The sequence below is a fragment of the Metabacillus rhizosphaerae genome, assembly GCF_037201795.1.
GTDB lineage: Bacteria > Bacillota > Bacilli > Bacillales > Bacillaceae > Metabacillus > Metabacillus rhizosphaerae.
In genome coordinates, this window is record NZ_CP147403.1 from 2,082,557 (window position 1) to 2,106,104 (window position 23,548).

Here is a 23,548-nt window from a genome sequence, read left to right on the forward strand (position 1 = left end):
ATAGAAATCAATATAAAGTGGCTTAATACCTAAGAATCTGGTTGAAAAGTTCTCCCATGTGTCAAAAGAAATATAACTAGTGGCATCTAGTGCCCAAAATCATTTTTGGCAGAACAAAAAATAGCACTTTCGATTAAGAAGGTGCTTCATTAATGTTAACATTTTTCAATTGCGACAATATACGGAGGATTATTTTGCTTGTTAATAAATTGATACTGTAAAACATGAGCAACACCTGGATCAATTGTTTTTACATAATTCATTAATTCATCCCGCTCAACTTGACCCTCTTCATGCCCGTGATAGATTACGATGACGATAATGCCTTCAGGTTTCATAATTTCCAAAAGTTGTTCAATTGCCGAAATGGTTGTTGTTGGTAACGTTACAATTGTTTTATCTCCACCTGGAAGGTATCCAAGATTAAAGATTGCACCAGAGATCGATCCATGTCGCTCAACTGGTACAGTTGATTTAATATGCTGATGCCCTTTTTGTACAATGGTTACACATTTCCTTAATTGCTCTGATTTTAAGCGTGCTGTTGTATTTAATACTGCTTCCTCTTGAATATCAAAACCAAAAACATGTCCTTCATCACCGACTAATTTTGCTAAAAAAACAGTGTCATGCCCATTTCCGATTGTTGCATCTACGACTGTATCGCCTCTTTGTACAACTGTTTGGAGAAGCTGTTTAGCAAAGGGTAAAATTCTTTGAAGCTTCATGAAAATGTTACCTCTTCTTTATTGTGAAATTTTCCTTGATAGCTATTACGTCTTTTTAATTCAGCATCAATTGAATTTAAAACATTCCACTTATTAACACTCCACATCGGACCGATCATTAAATCAATTGGTCCATCACCGGTAATTCGATGGACGATCAATTCAGGTGGAATAATTTCTAATTGATCACAGACAAGATTTACGTACTCATCTTGGGACATAAAGTCTAGCTTTCCTTTTTCATACTGTTTCACCATTGGTGTCCCTTTTAATAAATGTAACAGGTGAATTTTAATACCTTGAACATCTAAATCAGCAACTGCTTTTGCTGTTTTCATCATCATTTCGTGATTTTCTAAAGGTAAACCATTTATAATATGTGAGCAAACTCTAATTCCATGCTTTCGTAATTTATTTACTCCTTCTACATAGCAATTAAAATCATGTGCCCGATTGATGAGCATCGCAGTTCGTTCATGTACGGTTTGTAAGCCGAGCTCAACCCATAAATATGTCCGCTTATTTAATTCAGCTAAATACTCGACAACATCATCTGGAAGGCAATCAGGACGTGTAGCAATTGATAAACCAACAACACCGTTTAAGCCAAGTACGGATTCATATTTCTCTCTTAATTCTTCAACTGGCGCATGAGTATTTGTATATGCTTGAAAGTAAGCCATATATTTTCCGTCTTTCCATTTCTCATGCATTTTCATTTTTATCGCATTGAATTGTGTAACAAGGTCATCTGCTCTATTTCCAGCAAAATCTCCAGATCCTGCTGCACTACAAAACGTACAACCTCCATGTGCAACAGTGCCGTCACGATTTGGGCAATCAAATCCACCATCTAAGGCAACTTTAAACACTTTGTGCCCAAATGTATTCCGTAAATGATAATTCCATGTATGGTAACGTTTATCGTCAGATGCAAACGAAAATGGATTAGTCTGATTCAAATTTAGATACCTCCTATAAAGTAATTAAACGTTTGATAGTTATTGTAATTAGTTGGTCTTGCACTAAGCAGAGGCACACTCCTTTTACCCTAAGTCTACATCGGAGGCTCGTGCTCATCATGTTTTTTTATATACAGTGTGTTCTTAGTTCATACGAGCTAACGTTCGCTTACGCTTTTCTTTCATCAGAAAATTTTAACATGATCACCATGATAATGACAGTTCTCTTTATTACTTACCAATAATTTTAAGTCAAGTTTTTGCTCATGCTTGTAAACAATAAAAACTGATGAAGCTTTAATTGACTTCATATCGTTTGGAGGAGAGATATAGATGGCAACAAGACAATCAGTTGACGAATATCTACAACGCTGTACGGAAGCAATAGAATATGCACGCGATCAATATAAAACTGGTTCTCAGCAAGAGCATTATAATCAAACAGAATATACAAAAGCTCTTCAAGGGCTCGAAAATGCAGTGAATGATATTAATCATTTATCACTAAGTGCGAATGATCAACAGCAGGATCAACTTTATCGAATGAGACTCCAGCTTCAACAGTTACAAAATGAGATGATTATCAGACATCATTAGGGGGATCAATATGAAAAAACGATCTAAACAAAACAATCCTGAGCAAAAAACGAAAAACAGTGTAAATAGCAATGACCTTGAACTTGGTCAAGACTTTGATCCCGTTATTGAAACTAAAGCGAAAAATGCAAAAAAAGGGCAGCCAATCAAATCAAAACAAAGAACCGAAAATGAGTAACTTTGTTTAGGAAATGCCAAAAAAGGACCTCAGTAGGTCCTTTTTTATTTTTAGTTGACATATGAAAGAATAAATAATATTGTATTAAGTGTATTAGTTGATGTAATACACATAATACAAATAGTATAGAGAATTCAAAGAAAGAGGGAGAAGCAATTGATCCAAATTGATCCGAGAAGTTCTACTCCCATTTATGAACAAATCATTCAGCAAATGAAGGAGCTTTGTTTTAAAGGGTTATTAAAGTCTGGTGACAAGCTTCCATCTGTCCGTGAATTATCGACAATGATTATTGCTAATCCAAATACGGTTAGTAAGGCTTATAAGGAGCTTGAACGGCAAGGAATCATTGAAACACTTCGAGGACGAGGAACATTTGTTTCAGAAAATGCTAGAGAAACACTTGATGAAGGGAAGATGGAAATGATTAAAGAGCAACTTAAGCCTCTAATTATTGATGCATTTTATGCTGGAATTGACTTTAACCATATTCATGATTGGATAGATGAAATTAAGAAGGAAGTGGGAGGAGAAGCCCATGCTAGAAATAAAAAATCTGACGAAAAGTCTTGATGGTATCGAGCTTCTAAAAGATATTAATCTAAAATTAGAGCCAGGTGAAATCTTTGGATTACTTGGTCGCAATGGTTCAGGTAAAACAACTTTACTTAGGTGTATTCAGACGATTATTCAAGCTGATGAAGGTGATATTCTGTTTGAAAATGTATCAATATCAAAGCACCCGCTTGTAAAAAGAAAAGTTATCTATATGCCTGTGCAAACTCTCTTTTATGATCGTTACACATATAAACAATTAGTTAGGATCATGCGAAATATTTATCCTGAATTTGATGTAACGTATGCAAACGAGTTAGTCAATCGTTATGGGTTACCAGAAACGAAGAAATACAGAGATTTATCAACAGGTTTAAAAAAACAAATGGCACTTATCCTAGCATTTGCAGTTCGCCCAGCAGTTATAATGCTCGATGAACCAACAGATGGAATTGATGCTGTAACACGCCATGACTTAATGCAGTTAATGATTGATGAGGTGGCAAATCATGATACAACGATTTTAATTACTTCACACCGGTTAGAAGATATTGAACGCATATGTAATCGAATTGCCTTTTTGGAGGAGAAGAATTTATCAAATGTGTTAGATGTTGAAGGCTTGAAAGAAGATTATGCAAAAATCCAATTAGCTTTTGAAGAGGATGTTCATTTGAAAATTCGCGAAAAAGGAATCCCGATATTAGAGGTATCAGGTGTCTTTTACACCGTGATCGCGAAGCGAGATGATGAGAAGAGCCTGGAGTGGCTAAGAGCGCTTAAACCAAAAATCTGGAATGAACTTCCTGCAAATCTTGAGGAAGTATTTATTGCGAAGTTTGGAGGGAAGCGGAGATGGTAGTTGGGGAATTAATCAGAAAAGAAATAAGGCAGTATTGGGTGCAGCTTTTATTATCCATTTTAGCAATAAGTTTCATGATACCAATTAGGGTGTGGACTCAATATTTGGAATATCGGAACTTTGAAGAAGCATTAGAGTCCAACATGTTTACTATTAATTTTGAATATAGTGATCCAACTTTTATATTTATTGTTTTTGTTGTGACATTAGGGATAGTTCAAATCGGTGTTGAACGAAACAACGGAACATTGGAATTTAACTTGGCCATGCCTTTCTCGAGGGCAAGTATTTATATATCTAAGTGGATGGTTGGTTTTGGTAGTATTTTAATAAGCTGGTTTATTTCATTCGGTTTAACTGGGGTGATCATTAAGCTTGCTGGGATTCCAACTGTTAATTTTGAGAACTATTTTTGGTTTTTAATTGGATCCCTGCTGTTGTTTTACACTATGACATTTTCAGCTGGAGCAATTACAGGATCTCCATTTGCCCAAGGACTTGTAACGATTACAGTTGGGATTTTACCACTTTTATTTATTGGCTTAATCGGAGTGCAACTAGAGGTTTTAACAGAGCCAGACTTTCTATTCAGCAATGAACAATTTTTGAGTGCTTACAATTTAACGCCGATTACCTATGTGTTTTTTAAGTATGATAGCTTTCCGATCAAAGAGGTTTACCCTCCTTTTATAGAAGCTGTTTTCTTTTTTATCCTTGGGTTATTCGCCTTTATCAAGCATCCCTTTGAACGGAATGGTTCATTTTTTGTATGGAAATGGATGGAAAGACCAATCCAGGTCTTTGTTATTTTGTTGGGGATTCTTGGTTTTAGTTCATTCGGGTACTTATCAACATTTGATCATAGCATGGTTGGCTACTTTGTTGGTGCAGCAGCCGGAGCTTTCATTGGATTTATCGTGAGCTATTTTGTGATTTATAAAAAGAAAAATGAAATTTAAATAGAGTTTAGGAGGAGAAATCATGATAGAAGTTAAAAATTTAAGTCATTCTTTTAAAGTAGGAAAAAAAGGAGTTGAGAATGAAATACCCGTTTTAAAAAATATTTCCTTGAAAATTAACAAGGGGGAAATTGCTTCAATTGTCGGCAGAAGTGGTTCAGGAAAGTCTACTTTACTGAACTTAATCTCAGGATATATTTCACCAACTGCAGGTGAGATTATTATTAAAGATACAAATGTAACATCCTATAATGAAAAAAATTGGGCTAAGTTTCGGTTAGATCATTTTGGATTTATTTTTCAAAGCTTTCAATTAATCCCAAGTCTAACGACATTTGAAAATGTAGAACTGCCACTGACATTAAAAGGAATTGACCAAGCTGAACGAAAAAAACAAGTGATGGAGCTTTTAGAGAGTGTTGGACTGCACAATCATGCGGAACATTATCCAAATGAGCTATCGGGTGGGCAGCAACAACGTGTAAGTATTGCCCGAGCACTAATTACAAAGCCAAGTATTATTTTAGCAGATGAACCTACAGGAAGTTTGGATTCTGAAACAGAAAAGGAAATTTTAGATTTGATTAAACAATTAAATGAAGAACAGGGAATTACGTTTTTCATTATTACACACGATGATGAAGTAGCAAAAATCAGCAATCATCAGTTCCATATACAAGATGGAGTGTTGTCAAAAGGAGGTGCTTTCGTTGAAGTTTAAAGATCAGTTGAAATTTATGAGAAAAAATATGAAGAAAAATCGTTTGCGTGTGTTTATGACAATATTAGCGACAACAATGGCCTGTGCATTTTTAATTGTATTAGCATCTGTAGGATTCGGCATACAAAAAAGTATTACGGAAGAAATCAAATCTCAGCAGATTATAACTGAAGTAAGTGTACAGGGAAAAGAGAATGATGGAAGCCTAGAACAAATTAAAAAGGGAAACCTTGAAGAATTAGAAGAAACAGACAATGTTACTGCAGTCGTACGAAGGAATTATATTGATATACCTGTAGAAGCATCACTTGATGATCGTAAGGCAGATGTACGTCCAACGATCACAAATATGGATGCAGAGCTAAAAGCTAATCTTACTCTTGAAACTGGAGCGGTTCCAAAATCAGAAAATGAGGTTATTGTTGGGTATCACTTTGCACAAAGTTTATTGACTGAAGATGAGAATGAAAAATATCAAAAAGAGTTGGAAACCGCTGATGGTCCAGTAGAAGCACCAACTGGATATGAAGGTGAACTAGTTGGAAAAGAAATTACGATGACAATTTTGAAGGATGTTGACGGCAAGGAAGAAACTAAGTCCTTTACCTTCAAAGTAGCCGGTGTTGTTGGTGAACCTGCGAAGGATTGGGTAACAGACCAAAACATTTATATTGATGAAGCATTAAAAGAAGAGATATTGTCATTTGTAAGTATTGATGAGGAAGGTATAAGTTCTGATATACCTTATAATGAAGTATTAGTCTATGCATCAAGCCTTGAACATGTAGCACAAGTAACAGATGATTTAAAAGATAAAGGCTATATGGTCTATTCAATAACAGAGGAATTAGACAGTGTAAACTTGTTTTTTAACGTTTTTAAAGCAGGTTTGATCTTTGTCGGTACGATCGCTATCATTATTTCATCAATAGGGATTTTTAATACAATGACGATGGCTGTAACGGAACGAACACAAGAAATAGGTATTATGAAGGCATTAGGCGCGCAACCAGGGATTATTCGTCGGTTATTTTTAATGGAAAGTGCGTATATTGGTATTGTTGGGTCTATCATAGGTGTTGTTATTTCCTACGCAATAAGCTTTGCAGCAAACATGCTGTTACCAATCATATTAAATTCTACCATGGGTGAAGAAGCAGTAATGGACTTTACTTTTTCTTATATACCGCTAAGTCTAGTTCTGATCTCAGCAGGAATTAGTATAGGAGTTGCAATGATTTCAGGCTTACGTCCAGCTGTAAAAGCAACTAATATTAATGTATTATCGGCTCTTAGAAGAGAACTATAGGGGATAAAAAAGGTTGGCTGCTAAATTGGTAGTCAACTTTTTCATGGTACAAGATCACATTAAATTATAGTGAGGTGTATGATTAATGGAATTTGAGATTCGCTTATCAAAGAAACAAGATTTTGGGAAACTTATTGAGTTAGATCATCGTATTTGGAGTGCAGAGACAACACCAGCGATAATTGCTTGGGAATCGATTCAGGAATTTGCAAAACAAAATCCTGAAGGTAGCCAAATCGTAGCGCTTGTTGATGGTGATGTTGTGGGATATTTAGGATACCATCCTCCAACCCCTCTTGAAACAAATCAACATGTACTAGAACTTGATATTGCGGTAGATGAAAAATTTCAAGGGAAAGGAATAGGTAAACAACTTTTAGAAAAGGGAAAAATAGCAGCAAAGGAAAAGGGGATAAATAAACTATCTTTACGTGTATTAGCGACAAATGAAGGGGCAATCCAGTTTTATAAAAAGTGTGGATTTATCGAACAAGGTAGATTGATTCATGAATTTTATATTGGTGGTAAGTATGTAGACGATATACTCATGTACATGCTATTGGATGAATAGAATTTCATTGATCAAAAAGTCGGTAAATTCATATTATTACAACATTAGAAAACGATCACTTTCTTCATTGCAAAGCAAAGAAAAAGCGGCTAAAATTCTCTGAGGAACAATAAAAAATTTAAGCAGATACATATTCTCATAGATTGAGTTGTCTGTGATTTTTTTATTTACAATAATCTTTTTAGGAGGATGAATATGCCACGTTCTCTTTGGTTGCTCGTCATTGGAATGATGATCAATGTGACAGGGTCATCATTTTTATGGCCACTTAATACGATCTATATTCATGAACATCTAGGCAAATCATTAACCGTAGCAGGAGTAGTACTAATGCTCAATGCTGCAGCTAGTGTTATTGGTAATCTTGTTGGTGGTGTATTATTTGATAAAATCGGCGGATTCAAATCAATTTTATTAGGAATTGTTATCACATTAGTGGCTGTCATTACACTGGTGTTTTTCCACGGATGGCCTGTTTATATATATTTACTCATTCTCATTGGTTTAGGGTCTGGAATTGTTTTTCCTGCAACATATGCTTTCGCAGGTACAGTGTGGCCTGAAGGTGGTAGAAAGGCATTTAATGCGATTTACGTTGCACAAAATGTAGGTGTAGCAGCAGGGGCATCATTAGGAGGACTAGTTGCGTCATTTTCATTTCATTATATTTTTATTGCAAATGCAGCTCTTTACGCTGTCTTTTTCTTAATTGCATACTTCGGATATCGAAATATTGATGCAAAACAAGCAAGCCAAACATCTATTTTAGAACAAAAACCTGGTGTGAAAAACTCTCAAAAATTTACAGCTTTAGTTATTCTATGTGTAGGCTATTTATTATGCTGGGTTGGATATGTTCAATGGCCATCAACTATTTCCTCACATACACAAAGCCTTAATATTCCACTAAATCAGTATAGTTTATTATGGACAGTGAATGGGGCTCTAATCGTTTGTGCTCAACCAATACTCTCTCAATTTGTAAAGCATGTTGCTAAAACGTTAAAACAACAAATGATCATTGGTTTTTTTCTATTCATCGCTTCTTTTGTTGTTGTTTTATATGCAGAGCAATTTACAGGCTTTTTAATAGCAATGGTTATTCTAACAATAGGTGAAATGCTCGTTTGGCCAGCAGTCCCAACGATCGCGGATGGCTTAGCTCCTAAGGGAAGACAAGGTTTTTACCAAGGTTTTGTAAACAGTACAGCAACAGGCGGTAAAATGATCGGCCCCCTCTTAGGTGGGATGATTGCTGACTACTATAATATGAACCTACTTTTCATGATTATAATTAGTCTGTTAATCTTTGGGGTTTTTACAACTTTGATTTACGATAAAAGGCTTAAAGCGACTATTGAGTTGGGGACAGTCCCCAATCAATAGTGGGGGACTGTCCCCAAACAAACGAATTGTGCTAAGTTAATGGAGTACTGCTATACTGGGGACAGTCCCTACACCATAATGAGGGACTGTCCCCAGTATAGACTGTCCCTCTATTTTAGTGAAAAGTTTTATGATACGATAAAAAAAACGATTGCTAGGGGAAGGTAATATGTTAAATCAACGTTTTCCGTATGCTAAGGAGATTTTTGAGACAGTTATTGAAAACGCTTACGTTTGGATCGTTATTGTTGATGCTAATGGAAAAATTATTTACATGAATGATAACTATTGCCGTTTTTGCGAGGTTACTAGAGAAGCTGTAATTGGAAGACATGTTACTGAAGTAATTGAAAACACGAGAATGCATATTGTTGTGCAGAGTGGGGAGGAGGAAATCGCAGATCTTCAATACATTAAAGGGAATTATATGATCGCAAATCGAATTCCAATTTTTGCTGACAATAAGGTGGTTGGGGCTTTTGGGACAGTTATGTTTCGCGATACAAAGGAATGGCATGAGATGAATTCCCATGTACGCCATCATTTATCATCAATTCAATCATTCCTTGAAAAGCAAGAAATCACAGGTGCGAAGTATACATTAAATGATATTCAATCAAATTCCCGTGTCATGACGGAACTAAAGGACAAAGTTAAAATAATCGCTGCAACTGATAGTTCAGTGTTAATTAGAGGGGAAAGTGGAACTGGTAAAGAGTTGTTTGCACATAGCATTCATCTTCTTAGTCACCGAAGTGAAAAGCCATTTATTAAGGTGAACTGTGGTGCCATTCCAGAGCAGCTTCTTGAATCTGAATTGTTTGGTTATGAAGATGGTGCATTTACTGGTGCGAAAAAGGGTGGAAAAAAAGGCAAATTTCAGCAGGCAGATGGTGGGACGATTTTTCTCGATGAAATTGGCGACATGAGTCTACAAATGCAGGTTAAGCTACTTCGGGTGCTGCAGGAAAAAGAAGTAGAACCGGTAGGATCTACAAAATCTTTTTCATTAGATGTAAGAGTGATTACCGCAACAAATCGACCACTTGAGGCACTTATGGAAAAGAATGAATTCCGAAATGATCTTTATTACCGAATTAGTGTTATTCCATTGTTCATTCCTCCTTTACGTGAACGGATGGAGGATCTAGAAATACTTGTGAGGTACTTTTTAAAAAAAGTTTCAACTAGAACTGGAAAACGAATTTCAATGATTCAGGAAGGTGTAATGGAAACCTTACATCACTATCATTGGCAAGGGAATATACGTGAACTAGAAAATATTATAGAGGCTGCAATTCATCTTGCAAAGACAGATGTGATTACGTTGGATGCCATTCCGGATTATATTAAAAAGCCTGCTGTATTTCACTATCAACAAGCTTCTCTAAAAGAAATGGTAAATGAAGCAGAAAAAAATATTCTTATAGCAACAATAAATAAATATGACGGAGATAAGAGAAAAGCAGCAAAAGCATTAGGGATTAGTAAATCGAGTATGTATGAAAAGGTCCAGAAATATGAGCTAGGCTAATGGTGTCCGAAAAATCGGAATGCAGTCCATAATGATGGACTGTTTTTTTTTGTTGATCTTAACGACATATATTCGAATGGACAAGTTAGGAGACTCTAAAAATTCCAAAAAACCGGAATGAATAATTCAAGAATTGAACATTTTAGTAACGTCCTTCAGGCACTCCTATGTTGGCATAAAACTTGCTTTATATAGTTGTGAAGAGGAAAGGAGGAGCATCACTATCAGTCAAACAAAGGGGGATAAATGATGTTAAGTATGATCGGATTAGTTGGTGGTTTAGCTCTATTAATTTATTTAACGATGAAAGGTATGAACTTATTAGTAGCTGGTCCGCTTTGTGCATTATTTGTTGCTATTTTCAGCGGTTTGCCACTATTTCCACAGCTAGTTGGAGAGGGTGAAGCAAACCTTGTAGGTAACTATATGACTGGATTTTCAGGCTTTATTGCTTCTTGGTACTTAATGTTCTTATTAGGTGCGATTTTTGGAAAAGTTATGGAAGATAGTGGTGCTGCCGATAGTGTATCAAAATGGATTGTTGAAAAGCTTGGAATGAAAAGAGCAGTCCTTGCCATCGTAATTGCCTGTGCTATATTAACCTATGGTGGTGTTAGTTTATTTGTCGTAGCATTCTCTGTTTACCCAATGGCTGTTAGTTTGTTTAGGCAAGCAAATCTACCGCGACGGTTTATTCCTGCAGCACTAGCGTTTGGATCAGTAACATTTACAATGACCTCTGCAGGTTCTCCTGAAATTCAAAACTGGATTCCGATAGAATATTTAAGTACGTCTCCATATGCTGGTTGGGAAGTTAGTTTAATTGTCGCTGTATTTATGATGGTTTTTGGATATTGGTGGTTAAGAAGAATGATTACAAAAGCTGTTGCAAGTGGAGAAAAATTTGTTTCTCGTGATAATGATCCAGTTAATGAGGATAAGGCACTTCCTCACCCGCTAACTGGGCTAATCCCACTTTTGGTTGTCTTAATCATTTCGTTTATATTCCATGATTCACTACAGCAATCTGCCTTAATCATTGCTTTACTTGGAGGCGTCATTACAGCTTATTTATTAAACCGTAACTATTTTAAATCATTTTGGGATGCTGTATCTGAAGGAACGCTTGGTGCACTAATAGCACTTGGGAATACAGCAGCTGTTGTTGGATTTGGTGGAGTTGCAAAAGCTGTTCCGGCATTTGAAATAGCTGTTAATGCGATGACAAGTATTCCAGGCAGTCCGCTTATTGGAGGAGCAATTGCTGTAAGTGTAATTGCCGGGATGACAGGATCAGCATCAGGAGGTCAAGCAATAGCGCTACCACTAATTGCACCACATTATATGGATATGGGGGTAAACCCTGAGGCATTGCACCGTGTTGTGGCAATTTCTTCCGGTGCATTGGATTCCTTACCTCATAATGGTTATGTCGTAACAACGATACGTGGAATCTGTGGAGAATCCCATAAGGAAGCCTATAACCCTGTTGCTGCATTAACTGTTATTGTTCCATTAATCGGATTGGCTATCGCAATAATACTATTTGCATTCGGACTAGGGATTTAAGAACGGAGGTTGATGTATGTGGTTCAAGCACAAGTTGTACTGTTAACAGGTGCTGCGGGAGGAATTGGTTTTGAACTTGCAAAAGCTTTCGCGATGGAAGGTGCAAAGGTTGTTTTAACAGACTTACATGGTGATCAAGTATTACAAAGTTCAAAGAGATTAAAAGATGCTGGATTTGATGCAATTGGATTAAAATGTGATGTTACCAAGGAACAAGAAATCATTGATGCTGTAAAAAAAACTGAGGCTGAATATGGAAGAATTGACACGTTAATAAATAACGCAGGTATACAATATGTGGCACATATTGAGGATTTTCCAACAGAAAAATTTGAATTACTCATGAAAGTAATGCTGGTTGCACCTTTTATCGCAACTAAGCATGTATTTCCAATTATGAAAAACCAACAATATGGAAGGGTAATAAACATTGCATCGATCAATGGATTAATTGGTTTTGCAGGAAAAGCAGCTTATAATAGTGCAAAACATGGGGTAATTGGATTAACAAAGGTAGCGGCATTAGAAGGGGCTGAGCACGGAATTACAGTAAATGCGCTATGCCCTGGCTATGTTGATACACCCCTCGTTCGAAATCAACTAGAAGATATCGCTAAGACAAGGAATGTCTCACTAGAAAGCGTATTAGAAAAAGTATTGTACCCACTTATTCCACAAAAAAGATTACTAGAAGTACAAGAAATTGCAGACTATGCAATCTTCTTAGCAAGCGAAAAAGCAAAAGGCGTCACAGGTCAAGCTGTTGTGTTGGACGGAGGGTATACGGTTCAGTGAAGTTTTTCATCGGGGACTCATATTGGGGACAGTCCCCAATATGACAAATATTAAAGCTTACAATCGTTTGCGAGTCTTTTTTTATTCTTTTTGGGGACTGTCCCCAAAATAGAATAAACAACTAAAATCAAAGGTTTTTAGCGATAAATAGTATAACAAGTAATAATATTGGGGACTGTCCCCAAACTTGGACTCCTAATTTGAGAAGGCAAACTTGCATATCCCGACAAATTTATATAAAATAAGCTTAATATGTATATATAATGAACGGAGATAAGGAGTAGTAATTTGCGAAATATCGTTCAGAGAGTTGACGGCTGGTGTGAGTCAACCGATTTTTGCTGATGAACTCGCCTTTGAGTTACAAATGTGAAAGCCTTATTTGGGAAAGTAATATTTGTCGTCTATCCACGTTACGGATGTCAAAGTGGGCATATCGCTATGCCAAAGTTGGGTGGTACCACGGGAATTAAACCTCTCGTCCCTGTTTGGGATGTGGGGTTTTTTTCATTTTTATCTAACAGAATAACCCTTTTCAAATTGGTAAGTATGAGATAAGTGGAACTTACTTTGATCCGTTCAACTGGTTAATTGTATAAACAAACATTGATCTAGCTTTTAAGGAGGAAAACATATGAGCTTCAATCATCAACAGATTGAAAAAAAATGGCAAGATTTTTGGTTACATAATAAAACGTTTAAAACTACAGAGGATACGGAGAAGCCGAAGTTTTATGCGCTTGACATGTTCCCGTATCCTTCAGGTGCTGGTTTACACGTAGGACATCCAGAAGGATACACGGCAACAGATATTTTATCGCGAATGAAACGAATGCAAGGATTTAATGTTCTTCACCCAATGGGATGGGATGCATTTGGATTGCCAGCTGAGCAATATGCCCTTGATACTGGTAACGACCCAGCGGAATTTACGAAACAAAATATTGATAACTTTAGAAGACAAATTCAAGCACTTGGATTTTCGTATGATTGGGATCGCGAGGTAAACACTACAGATCCTGAGTATTACAAATGGACACAATGGATCTTTTTACAACTATTCAAAAAAGGCTTAGCGTATGTAGATGAAGTGCCAGTAAATTGGTGTCCTGCATTAGGAACCGTTTTGGCAAATGAAGAAGTTATAGATGGAAAAAGTGAGCGTGGCGGCCATCCTGTTGAACGTCGTCCGATGAAGCAGTGGATGCTTAGAATAACAGCATATGCTGATCGTCTTCTTGAAGATCTTGAAGATGTTGATTGGCCTGAGAGTATTAAAGATATGCAACGTAATTGGATTGGACGCTCTGAAGGCGCACATGTAACCTTTGACATTGATGGTTATGATGAAAACTTCACGGTATTCACTACTCGACCAGATACATTATTTGGTGCGACTTATGCTGTATTAGCACCAGAGCATTCCGTTATTGAAAAAATCACAACGGCGGAACAAAAAGATGCAGTTGAAGCATATATTAATGAAATTAAACATAAGAGCGATCTTGAGCGGACTGAACTTTCAAAAGAAAAAACAGGTGTGTTCACAGGAGCTTATGCGATCAATCCGGTTAATGGTGAGAAAATGCCAATTTGGATTGCTGATTATGTTCTTGCCACATATGGAACAGGTGCAATCATGGCGGTACCTGCTCACGATGAACGTGACTATGAATTTGCTCAAAAATTTGCGCTGTCAATTAAAGAAGTTGTTAGCGGTGGAGATGTGACGAAAGAAGCTTACACTGGTGACGGAGAGCATGTTAACTCTGATTTCTTAAATGGACTTGGTAAGCAAGAAGCGATTGAAAAGATGATTGCTTGGCTTGAAGAAAATAAAAAAGGCGAGAAAAAGGTTACGTACCGTTTGCGTGACTGGTTATTTAGCCGTCAACGTTATTGGGGAGAGCCAATTCCAATTATCCATTGGGAAGATGGGACAATGTCTGCAGTGCCTGAAGAAGAGCTTCCGCTTGTTCTTCCAAAAACGACAGAAATTAAACCATCAGGAACAGGTGAATCACCTCTTGCAATCATTGAAGATTTCGTTCATGTAGTTGACCCTGTAACAGGGAAAAAAGGTCGTCGTGAAACAAATACTATGCCACAATGGGCAGGAAGCTGCTGGTACTACTTACGTTACATCGATCCTAAAAACAGTGAAGCACTTGCAGATGATGCCAAGTTAAAGCAATGGCTACCTGTTGATATTTATATCGGTGGAGCAGAGCACGCAGTACTTCACTTGCTATATGCTCGTTTCTGGCATAAGTTTTTATATGATATTGGTGTGGTGCCGACGAAGGAACCTTTCCAAAAATTATTTAATCAAGGTATGATTCTTGGTGAAAATAATGAAAAAATGAGTAAATCTAAAGGGAATGTTGTAAACCCAGATGAAATAGTTGAATCACATGGTGCTGATACTCTTCGACTATATGAAATGTTCATGGGACCTTTAGAAGCATCAATTGCATGGTCTACAACTGGCCTTGATGGAGCAAGACGCTTCTTAGATCGTATTTGGCGTCTATTCATCGAAGACAATGGTGAATTAAGTCCTAAGGTTGTTGATGAAACAAGTGAAACACTTGAGCGTGTTTACCACCAAACAGTGAAAAAGGTAACTGAGGATCTTGAAGGCTTACGCTTTAACACAGCAATCTCACAACTAATGGTTTTCATCAATGAGGCCTATAAAGCGACTGTTCTTCCTAAAGAGTATGTCGAAGGCTTTGTGAAATTAGTATCCCCAATAGCCCCTCATCTAGCTGAGGAGTTATGGAGCAAGCTTGGTCACAGCACAACTATAACTTACGTTTCATGGCCTGCTTTTGATGAAGCAAAGCTTGTAGAAAACGAAGTTGAAATTGTCGTTCAAGTCAACGGGAAAGTCCGTGCAAAACTGCTTGTTGCAAAGGAAGTTACAAAAGATCAGCTCGAAAAAATAGCACTTGAAGATGATCGAGTAAATGAGCATGTTGAAGGGAAAACGATTCGTAAGGTAATTGCTGTCCCTGGAAAGCTTGTTAATATTGTTGCAAATTAATAAAATGATGAAAGCCAACTCGTAAGTATGTTTAATACTTACGGGTCTTTTTATGTAGTTGGGAATTATTAAAAAACGGTGGAGAACTTCTAATCAATGAGAATTAGTTCTTTTCTCAGCTGAAATCACAATGATAGAAACACAATTCATTTCTAACTACCTCATCCTAAAACTGGAACCCCACACATTTTATTTGATATAATGCAGGTATCAAATTTGAAAGGGTGTACGAAATGAAAGAAATTTCTCCTGAAGAAATTCAACAAAAGCTAGAAAACGGTGAAAAGATAGAGTTAATAGATGTTCGTGAAGATGATGAAGTAGAAGCAGGAATGATTCCACAAGCCCGACATATTCGAATGAATGATATTCCTAATCAACTAGATGCAATTGATAAAGAAAAAGAGACATTTTTTATTTGTCGTTCAGGTGGTCGCAGTGGTAATGTATGTGCATATTTACAAGAGCGAGGATATAACGTAGTTAATATGACTGGTGGTATGCTTGAATATAAAGGTGAGACTAAGCCTAAAAGTGAATTAGCTTAACCTACATAAAAAGAGTATGCCTGTCCAACAAGCATACTCTATAAAATACTTCAAGAGCAATTCTTGCATTTTTATCTAAACATGATACATAATGAGCGCAGAATAACAATAAATCTGTTCTCCTTCCTCATCGGTTGTAATTGACACACTATATTTAATATCTCTAACATGATTATCGTTAAGCCTAGCTAAAAAATCATTTATTTCTTCCTCTAAATCCTTTTCGTGCTCTTCATCAAATACAGCTACTTTTAACATGCACTCACACCCTTTAACTAAGTTAGTAAACTTTATTAAAAAGTTGCTAGAATTAGAACTAGTTTTTATAAGTATCTATTAAAAAAATACGTGTTTTAATTAAAGTTGAGAATTAAAAAAGCGCCAAGTGTAACTTAGCGCAGATGAAAGGAAGTATATTTTTTTAGTTCTTAACTCTAGAATACATTGCAGCATTTTTCCCCGCAAGTCGCCCGGTAACGAGAGCTGAAGTGATATTATAGCCACCTGTGTATCCATGTATATCTAAAATTTCACCACAGAAGTAAAGTCCATTTTTATATTTCGAAGACATCTCTCGAGGGTGTATTTCCTTTACAGAAACTCCTCCGCCTGTTACAAATGCCTTCTCAATTGATAGAGTACCATGTACGTTAAATTGAAACTGTTTGCAATCTCGTACGAATGAACGAAGCTTTTCATTTGAGAGATTATCATATGTCAGAAGCGGATCAATATCATTTTTCTCCAATAAAAATAATAAATACCTTTCAGGTAAAAGTCCCTTTAAGACATTTTTGATTGCTTTTTTGGCATCATACTTTAAATCCTTAACGATTGATTGAAATAGCTGCTCTTCATTAGTATCAGGAATTGCATCAATGCTCACAGGAATTGCATTTGTTTTAAACTTTTTCATTGCTTTTACAACATATTGACTACATCTTAAAACAGCTGGTCCAGAAATACCAAAATGAGTGAAGAGCATGTCCATTTTGTGGGTGATAATTTGTTTTCCTTTCGGGTTCAATACGCTTAAGGCAACATCTCGTAAAGAAAGCCCTTGAAGTGTTTTTTCCTGAATAAATGTCTCATTAGACGTAATAGGTACCTCTGTTGGAAATAGTTCGGTTATTGTATGACCCGCTTTTTCAGCCCATGCATAGCCATCCCCGGTGCTTCCAGTGTGGGGTACGCTTTTTCCGCCTACAGCGAGAACAACTGCATTAGTCGAAATCATTTCACCGTTTACAAGTTGTACACTTTGTACCTTTTCCTCATCATAAAAAACATTCTTTACAGGTTCATTTGTCCGAATTTCAACGTTCAAACGGTTTAATTCACTAAGAAGGGCATCGACAACTGTTTGTGCTTTATCAGTAACTGGGAACATGCGTCCGTGATCTTCTTCCTTGAGCTTAATTCCGAGTTTTTCAAAAAAAGAAATTATATCTTCATTATTAAATTCTGAGAACGCACTATATAAAAATCTTCCGTTACCTGGAATATGTTTTATAATTTCGTCAATGGGCAAGCGGTTCGTTACATTACAACGACCTCCACCTGAAATAGCAAGTTTTCTTCCTAATTTATTCCCTTTGTCTACTAGGAGAACGCGAGCACCTTGCTGGCCAGCTGCAATAGCTGCCATTAAACCTGAGGGCCCCCCACCGATTACTAACACATCATATTTCATTATGTTTTTCACAACCTTCATTTATATCTTGGTCTGCTCCTCATATTATAGCTAAAGATGTTAAAAAGCAAAAAACAATTTTGGTTTTAATACTCAATTAGGAATTAATTTTTGTCTAGCTCCAGTGTGTATCCTAACATGTAAGCTACCGTTTTTCTGAATACAAACATGTGGTATAAGCGTAGGATTGTGGTAAAATAGAAAAGTTGAATCTTCATAGAGAAGAATGGTGAGTCAGAAATATGTCGAATAATTTGTTAAGAGGTACGTTTGTTTTAACGTTAGGTACATATCTTTCGAGAATATTAGGTATGATCTATCTCATTCCTTTTGCAGCTATGGTTGGAACTGATGGAGGAGCCTTGTTCCAAACTGGTTATGCTCAATATACAATATTTTTAAGTATTGCAACGGCTGGATTTCCAGCTGCAGTTTCTAAGTTTGTTTCGAAATATAATGCAATCGGCGATTATGAAACAAGTAGGCGGATGTTTAAAGCTGGATTGGCTGTTATGCTTGCGACAGGGTTACTAGCATTCTCCCTTCTATATATGCTTGCACCGATGCTAGCTAAAAGTGCACTTGCTGGTAAGAATTATAGCAGTTTTACTGTTGAAGACGCTATATTAGTCATCAGAATGGTCAGTTTAGCGCTCATTGTTGTGCCATTAATGAGTTTAATCCGTGGCTTTTTTCAAGGACATCAATCAATGGGGCCAACAGCTGTTTCTCAAGTCATAGAACAGCTCGTCAGGATTGTTTTTTTACTAGCAGCTACTTATCTCATTATGAATGTATTTAATGGTGGATTAGTGTTAGCAGTTGGTTATGCAACATTTGCAGCATTTGTTGGGGCAATAGGTGGTTTGCTTGTTTTATTGGTCTATTGGATAAGGCGAAAGCATACGCTACAAGCTTTGCAAGAAAATAAAGTGGAAACAAAATCCATGCCTCTAGGATTAATGTTTAAAGAAGTATTTCGCTATGCAGGACCATTTGTATTTGTTGGCTTAGCGATTCCTATATATAACTATATTGATACTAACACATTTAATGGGGCAATGATTGAAGCGGGATACGATAAAGATATTGCAATTGCTATGTATGGAATTCTGTTACTTTACGTTCCAAAACTCGTGATGATTCCAGTTTCATTAGCAACTGCTTTTGGTTTAACTCTTATTCCTTCAGTCACAGAATCATTTACAAGTAATAATCGAGCACTGCTACATAAGCAAATCGATCAAACATTACAAATAATTATGTTATTAACATTGCCTGCTGTTGTAGGGATGTCAGTACTAGCTGGACCAGCGTATAACATTTTTTATTATGGTGAATATGAGGAAATCGGAAAAAACATACTAATGTGGTATGCACCGGTTGCTCTATTGTTTTCGCTCTTTACGGTCAATGCAGCGATACTTCAAGGGATAAATAAACAAAAGCTTGCAGTAATTAGTCTAGTCATTGGTATTATCGCCAAGCTAGTTTTAAACACTCCACTGATTCAATTATATCAAGGTGTTGGATCAATACTTGCTACTGCAGCGGGTTATTCAATTTCATTAATATATGGGTTTGCAATGATTAAACGTCATTCAGGTTATTCGTTTAAATTATTATTTAAACGAACAGTATTAATGACCATGCTTTGTACATTTATGGGATTAGCCGTTTCTGTCATTCAATCAATCTTAGGTATTTTTATTAATTATGAGGATGGAAGAATGCAATCAGTTATTGTAGCTGTCGTTGCAGTTATAGTCGGAGGAGTCGTTTATTTATATTTAGCCTATCGATCTCATCTCTTGGAAAAAATTTTAGGAGATCGATTAAAGCGATTTTTACCGCGAAGCCGTGCGAATGGTTAAAAACAGGTAAAAATAAGAAAAGCTCGGTGAAATTGCCGAGTTTTTTTAATGAAAGTATGAAATGCATTTTAGGTTTGGTATTTTCCGCTTTTATTATAAAAATTAAATGATCGAGTGGTGCTCTTATAAATGAGAATTGATAAATTATTAGCGAATGTAGGTTATGGAAGTCGTAAAGATGTAAAGAAGATGCTAAAAACAGGTGTTGTAAAAGCAGATGGGGAAGTAATTAAAGATCCAAAAATTCATGTGAATCCAGATGAACAGCATGTAACTGTTAACGGTGAAAAAATCGAATATAAGGAATTTGTTTATTTGATTATGAACAAGCCTGCAGGTTATTTATCAGCAACTGAGGATGAATTACAAGAAACAGTTATTGATTTATTAGAGATGGAGGATGCTGTTTGTCAGCCTTTTCCTGTTGGACGGCTTGATAAGGATACAGAGGGATTGTTGCTGTTAACGAATGATGGTCAGCTTTCACATCAATTGTTATCTCCGAAAAAACATGTACCAAAAACGTATTATGCTACGATTTTAGGTAGTGTTACAGAAGAGGATATAGAAGCGTTTAAAAAGGGTGTTGAGTTAGACGACGGCTATGTGACTAAGCCGGCAGATCTGGAAATTCTTACATCTGGAAATCAATCAACAATTCATATCACCATTACTGAAGGTAAATATCATCAAGTGAAACGAATGTTTGAGTCGGTTGGGAAGAAGGTTACCTACCTGAAAAGAATATCAATGGGACCAATAAAATTAGATGAGGATGAACTAAAGATTGGAGAATATCGTGAACTAACCGAAGATGAGATTGAATTGTTAAGACATGCACAACCCATAGAATTATAAAATAAAAAAAGAGGAACCTTTCATGATGAAGGTTCCTTTTATGTATATTCATATTAATTTTTGATTACTTTTTCTTACGAAGACATCTTAACTTTTTTCTTTGTAGTGGCCCATTTACCTCTTGTTGGGCTGTGAACCAAATCGTTATATGCTAACACATTTAAATCACGTTGTATGGTTCTTGGTGTAATACCAAATTCGTCAACAAGTTGCTGTGTGGTCACAGTTCCCCTCTCATTAATAAACATGTAGACTGATTTGATTCTGGTTAGCATACGGTTTGTTGAAGGTTTCAAAAAACCACTCCTTATCGTTTGATCGCACTGGCAATGCCTACTACAACCTTTCGATGACTGCAACTTCAGATGTCACTTCATACATATATTTAATGATGTGGTAAAACGTTACAACAATATTTTACACGATTTCGACACATAACATCCAGAGAAAAGATTAAATTTACACAATATTAACATTTTTGCCTAGCTTACAGTAACAAATAATAAGCTTTTTACTTAGTTTCTGTTTCTAGTTCCAGTTGACCAAGTCAATTAATAAAACTATATGATGTTTGTTCTGAATAGTATGACAATATTTTGAATCTTTTTCAAGTGAAATGAATCTTTTTCCTTTATTTCCCGTATTAAAGGAAAGGGGGATTCGAAATGGCTATTAAACAAGATTGGCGATTCCAATTTAAAAACATTCTATCAATTTTGGATTGGACGATCATCCTTTATCTCCTCATTCCGTCCCTTGCCTTTGTAGGGATTGCCTATCATTCATGGTGGTTTACAGTTCCAAATTGGTTAATAGGATTCCCACCTTCTCTTTATTTCCTAGGTTGTTATTTCATTTGCTGGCAAGGACGGCTAAGGACATTTATGGAGGAAGCAGACCAACTATATCTCCTCCAATTTTCTAAAAAAACAGTGTCAATGAGATATATGGGTGCACTATATTCTTCTTTTAGCATATTTATAAAATGGGTAGTAGTGTTTTTGTTCTTATTTCCAATGACTAATCATTTCAGCGAATTAGAAATAGGACAATTTTCAGCAGCTATTGTATATTTCTTCAGTTTAAATCTTTTGCTTACTACATATGAGCAGACAGTCTATCATTACCGTTTCATTAAGAAGTTTTTCTTGCATGTCTTTGTTTTCATTTTATTTGCTTTTTTGTCATATTTATTGATAAATCAATTGATTTTCATCGTTTTAATGATTGTTTCAATCATATTTATTGGTTTAGCAATTTGGCAAATAAAACTCTATCAGTCTCAATATAAAAGCTTCTATACAAATGTTGAAAAGGAACAAAGAAATAAAGTGAGGCTTATTTCTTTTATGTTTGCGATTAACCCCGATATCTATCTACCAAAGCAAAAGAAACTAAAGAAGCGTTCTTTGTTGTTATGGAGAAATTCAACGAGAATATTTATAAACCGTGCACCAGAAAACGGTGTCACAGAACTATTTATTAAAGCATTTCTACGTGAAAAGACAAATATTTTCAGCTATATCCAAATACTTTCAGTAACAATTACGCTAATTTTTGTCACTCCAATATGGTTAAAATGGTGTGTTTTTATAGCATTTTGGTTCTTCTTTAAAGAGTGGGTCATCTTACTATTTAAAGAGATAATAAAACAAAACCCATATTTATCCATTGATTACTTGCAGAGGGAATATATTTTTCAAGCACAAAAGATGTGTGAAAAACGATTTGTATATCCTGGTGTTTCTATTGTTATTCTTTTTGCTAGTTTATCAACCATACTAGCGATTTTTATCTGATGTTGAGTAGTTTATTTAGTTAAGCTTCTCATGTTGTGCTAAGCTAATTAATATAGTTTTCAGCTACATACGTGTAATCGGAGGGAATAGAGTTTGATTATTTTAAAAAGTAAACGTGAAATAGAGTTAATGCATAAAGCTGGTCAATTATTGGCCAATTGTCATAAAGAGATCGCAAAGAGAATCAAACCAGGTGTTACGACATTAGAAATAGATTCGTTTGTTGATGCTTATTTTAAAGCGCATGGAGCAACACCAGAGCAAAAAGGATATAAGGGCTATAAATATGCCACTTGTGCGTCTATAAATGATGAAATCTGCCATGGGTTTCCTAGGAATAGTCCTTTGAAAAATGGAGATATCGTAACGATAGATATGGTTGTGAATTTAAACGGTGCACTTGCTGATTCAGCATGGTCATACGCTGTTGGTGATGTGTCACCTGAAGCTGCCCGTTTATTGCAGGTTACTGAAGAATCCTTAAACAAAGCGATTGAACAATCAATCGTAGGAAATCGACTTGGCGATCTTGGTCATGCAATTCAGAGCTATGTTGAAGGCGCGGGATTTTCAGTTGTACGAGAGTTTACGGGTCATGGTATTGGCAAAACGATACATGAAGCACCTACTGTTTTACACTATGGTGAACCAAATAAAGGTCAGCGTTTAAAGGAAGGTATGGTCATTACGATTGAACCAATGGTTAATTTAGGCGCATGGGAATCTAAAATGGATAATAACGGTTGGACAGCTAGAACAATAGATGGAAAGCTTTCAGCGCAATATGAGCATACGATTGCAATTACGAAAGAGGGACCAATCATTTTAACAAAGCAATGATACTAAAATAAGAATAACTAAAAGTGAAGCACAAGCCATCTAATGACTTTTATTAGAAGGTTTGTGCTGTTTGTACGAATTCTTTGAATGAAATAATTATCGTAATAATTGATTCAATTTTGTGCTATTAAAATTCAAAAACATTAAAAGGAAGTGGAAAA

The 23,548-nt window shown here is 36.0% G+C and carries 23 protein-coding genes and 1 other annotated feature; of the genes, 18 read left to right on the top strand and 5 right to left on the bottom strand.

Annotated features, from left to right (window positions below):
- Window positions 1–155 precede the first annotated feature (155 nt).
- Window positions 156–728: a tRNA (mnm(5)s(2)U34)-methyltransferase gene (locus tag WCV66_RS10150; protein WP_066326430.1), complete on the bottom strand. Its 573-nt coding sequence runs from the start codon at window positions 726–728 to the stop codon at window positions 156–158.
- On the bottom strand, window positions 725–1,690 hold the full coding sequence (locus tag WCV66_RS10155) for a TIGR01212 family radical SAM protein (protein ID WP_066326433.1): 966 nt from the start codon (window positions 1,688–1,690) through the stop codon (window positions 725–727). Before WCV66_RS10155 ends, WCV66_RS10150 begins: the two co-directional genes overlap by 4 nt.
- 333 nt (window positions 1,691–2,023) lie before the next feature.
- Between WCV66_RS10155 and WCV66_RS10160 the strand changes: the two genes are divergently transcribed.
- The 14 genes from WCV66_RS10160 to WCV66_RS10225 all read left to right on the top strand — a co-directional run bounded on the left by WCV66_RS10160 (window position 2,024) and on the right by WCV66_RS10225 (window position 16,323).
- Window positions 2,024–2,287: a YtzC family protein gene (locus WCV66_RS10160; protein ID WP_338788885.1), complete on the top strand. Its 264-nt coding sequence runs from the start codon at window positions 2,024–2,026 to the stop codon at window positions 2,285–2,287.
- A gap of 10 nt (window positions 2,288–2,297) precedes the next feature.
- Entirely contained in the window at window positions 2,298–2,465 is a 168-nt protein-coding gene (locus WCV66_RS10165) for a glycogen biosynthesis protein GlgD (protein ID WP_338788887.1), read from the top strand.
- Between the two features lie 156 nt (window positions 2,466–2,621).
- Complete coding sequence (locus WCV66_RS10170) at window positions 2,622–3,038, top strand: GntR family transcriptional regulator (RefSeq protein WP_185653673.1); 417 nt, start codon at window positions 2,622–2,624, stop codon at window positions 3,036–3,038.
- On the top strand, window positions 3,004–3,882 hold the full coding sequence (locus WCV66_RS10175; RefSeq protein ID WP_185653672.1) for an ABC transporter ATP-binding protein: 879 nt from the start codon (window positions 3,004–3,006) through the stop codon (window positions 3,880–3,882). The genes WCV66_RS10170 and WCV66_RS10175 overlap by 35 nt, the downstream gene beginning before the upstream one ends.
- Window positions 3,876–4,841 (top strand): ABC transporter permease, encoded by a 966-nt coding sequence (locus WCV66_RS10180; protein ID WP_338788888.1) that lies wholly within the window; start codon window positions 3,876–3,878, stop codon window positions 4,839–4,841. The genes WCV66_RS10175 and WCV66_RS10180 overlap by 7 nt, the downstream gene beginning before the upstream one ends.
- A gap of 22 nt (window positions 4,842–4,863) precedes the next feature.
- On the top strand, window positions 4,864–5,562 hold the full coding sequence (locus tag WCV66_RS10185; protein WP_338788889.1) for an ABC transporter ATP-binding protein: 699 nt from the start codon (window positions 4,864–4,866) through the stop codon (window positions 5,560–5,562).
- Window positions 5,552–6,871: an ABC transporter permease gene (locus WCV66_RS10190; RefSeq protein WP_338788890.1), complete on the top strand. Its 1,320-nt coding sequence runs from the start codon at window positions 5,552–5,554 to the stop codon at window positions 6,869–6,871. The genes WCV66_RS10185 and WCV66_RS10190 overlap by 11 nt, the downstream gene beginning before the upstream one ends.
- 85 nt (window positions 6,872–6,956) lie before the next feature.
- Entirely contained in the window at window positions 6,957–7,442 is a 486-nt protein-coding gene (locus WCV66_RS10195; RefSeq protein WP_338788892.1) for a GNAT family N-acetyltransferase, read from the top strand.
- Between the two features lie 195 nt (window positions 7,443–7,637).
- A complete protein-coding gene (locus WCV66_RS10200; RefSeq protein ID WP_338788893.1) occupies window positions 7,638–8,828 on the top strand; it encodes an MFS transporter in 1,191 nt (396 codons plus the stop codon).
- 169 nt (window positions 8,829–8,997) lie between these two features.
- Window positions 8,998–10,362, top strand: coding sequence for a sigma-54 interaction domain-containing protein (locus WCV66_RS10205; protein WP_338788895.1), 1,365 nt, complete (start codon window positions 8,998–9,000; stop codon window positions 10,360–10,362).
- Window positions 10,363–10,611: 249 nt separating this feature from the next.
- Window positions 10,612–11,931 carry a GntP family permease gene (locus WCV66_RS10210; protein WP_338788896.1) on the top strand — a complete coding sequence of 440 codons (1,320 nt, stop codon included), beginning with the start codon at window positions 10,612–10,614 and terminating at the stop codon, window positions 11,929–11,931.
- An 18-nt stretch (window positions 11,932–11,949) separates the two neighbouring features.
- Window positions 11,950–12,726 (top strand): 3-hydroxybutyrate dehydrogenase, encoded by a 777-nt coding sequence (locus tag WCV66_RS10215; protein ID WP_338788897.1) that lies wholly within the window; start codon window positions 11,950–11,952, stop codon window positions 12,724–12,726.
- A 261-nt stretch (window positions 12,727–12,987) separates the two neighbouring features.
- Window positions 12,988–13,215, top strand: a binding site (T-box leader).
- A 145-nt stretch (window positions 13,216–13,360) separates the two neighbouring features.
- On the top strand, window positions 13,361–15,775 hold the full coding sequence (leuS, locus tag WCV66_RS10220) for a leucine--tRNA ligase (protein ID WP_066326468.1): 2,415 nt from the start codon (window positions 13,361–13,363) through the stop codon (window positions 15,773–15,775).
- A 233-nt stretch (window positions 15,776–16,008) separates the two neighbouring features.
- Window positions 16,009–16,323 carry a rhodanese-like domain-containing protein gene (locus WCV66_RS10225; RefSeq protein WP_396652582.1) on the top strand — a complete coding sequence of 105 codons (315 nt, stop codon included), beginning with the start codon at window positions 16,009–16,011 and terminating at the stop codon, window positions 16,321–16,323.
- Between the two features lie 75 nt (window positions 16,324–16,398).
- Here the strand turns inward: WCV66_RS10225 and WCV66_RS10230 are convergent, their stop codons facing one another.
- Window positions 16,399–16,581, bottom strand: coding sequence for a sporulation protein Cse60 (locus WCV66_RS10230; RefSeq protein WP_066326471.1), 183 nt, complete (start codon window positions 16,579–16,581; stop codon window positions 16,399–16,401).
- A gap of 163 nt (window positions 16,582–16,744) precedes the next feature.
- Window positions 16,745–18,016 (bottom strand): NAD(P)/FAD-dependent oxidoreductase, encoded by a 1,272-nt coding sequence (locus tag WCV66_RS10235; RefSeq protein WP_338789433.1) that lies wholly within the window; start codon window positions 18,014–18,016, stop codon window positions 16,745–16,747.
- 242 nt (window positions 18,017–18,258) lie between these two features.
- Here WCV66_RS10235 and WCV66_RS10240 point away from each other — a divergent pair, with 242 nt between their 5' ends.
- Together WCV66_RS10240 and WCV66_RS10245 are read left to right on the top strand one after the other, a co-directional pair.
- Window positions 18,259–19,890: a polysaccharide biosynthesis protein gene (locus tag WCV66_RS10240; protein ID WP_338788899.1), complete on the top strand. Its 1,632-nt coding sequence runs from the start codon at window positions 18,259–18,261 to the stop codon at window positions 19,888–19,890.
- Window positions 19,891–20,019: 129 nt separating this feature from the next.
- A complete protein-coding gene (locus WCV66_RS10245) occupies window positions 20,020–20,748 on the top strand; it encodes a pseudouridine synthase (RefSeq protein WP_338788900.1) in 729 nt (242 codons plus the stop codon).
- Between the two features lie 74 nt (window positions 20,749–20,822).
- On the opposite strand, the gene WCV66_RS10250 is transcribed toward WCV66_RS10245, so the two are convergent.
- Entirely contained in the window at window positions 20,823–21,044 is a 222-nt protein-coding gene (locus WCV66_RS10250) for a DeoR family transcriptional regulator (RefSeq protein ID WP_046590011.1), read from the bottom strand.
- Between the two features lie 369 nt (window positions 21,045–21,413).
- Between WCV66_RS10250 and WCV66_RS10255 the strand changes: the two genes are divergently transcribed.
- Window positions 21,414–22,547, top strand: a complete 1,134-nt coding sequence (locus WCV66_RS10255; protein ID WP_338788901.1) for an ABC transporter permease — start codon at window positions 21,414–21,416, stop codon at window positions 22,545–22,547.
- 93 nt (window positions 22,548–22,640) lie between these two features.
- On the top strand, window positions 22,641–23,387 hold the full coding sequence (gene map, locus WCV66_RS10260; protein WP_338788903.1) for a type I methionyl aminopeptidase: 747 nt from the start codon (window positions 22,641–22,643) through the stop codon (window positions 23,385–23,387).
- The last annotated feature ends 161 nt before the right edge of the window (window positions 23,388–23,548 follow it).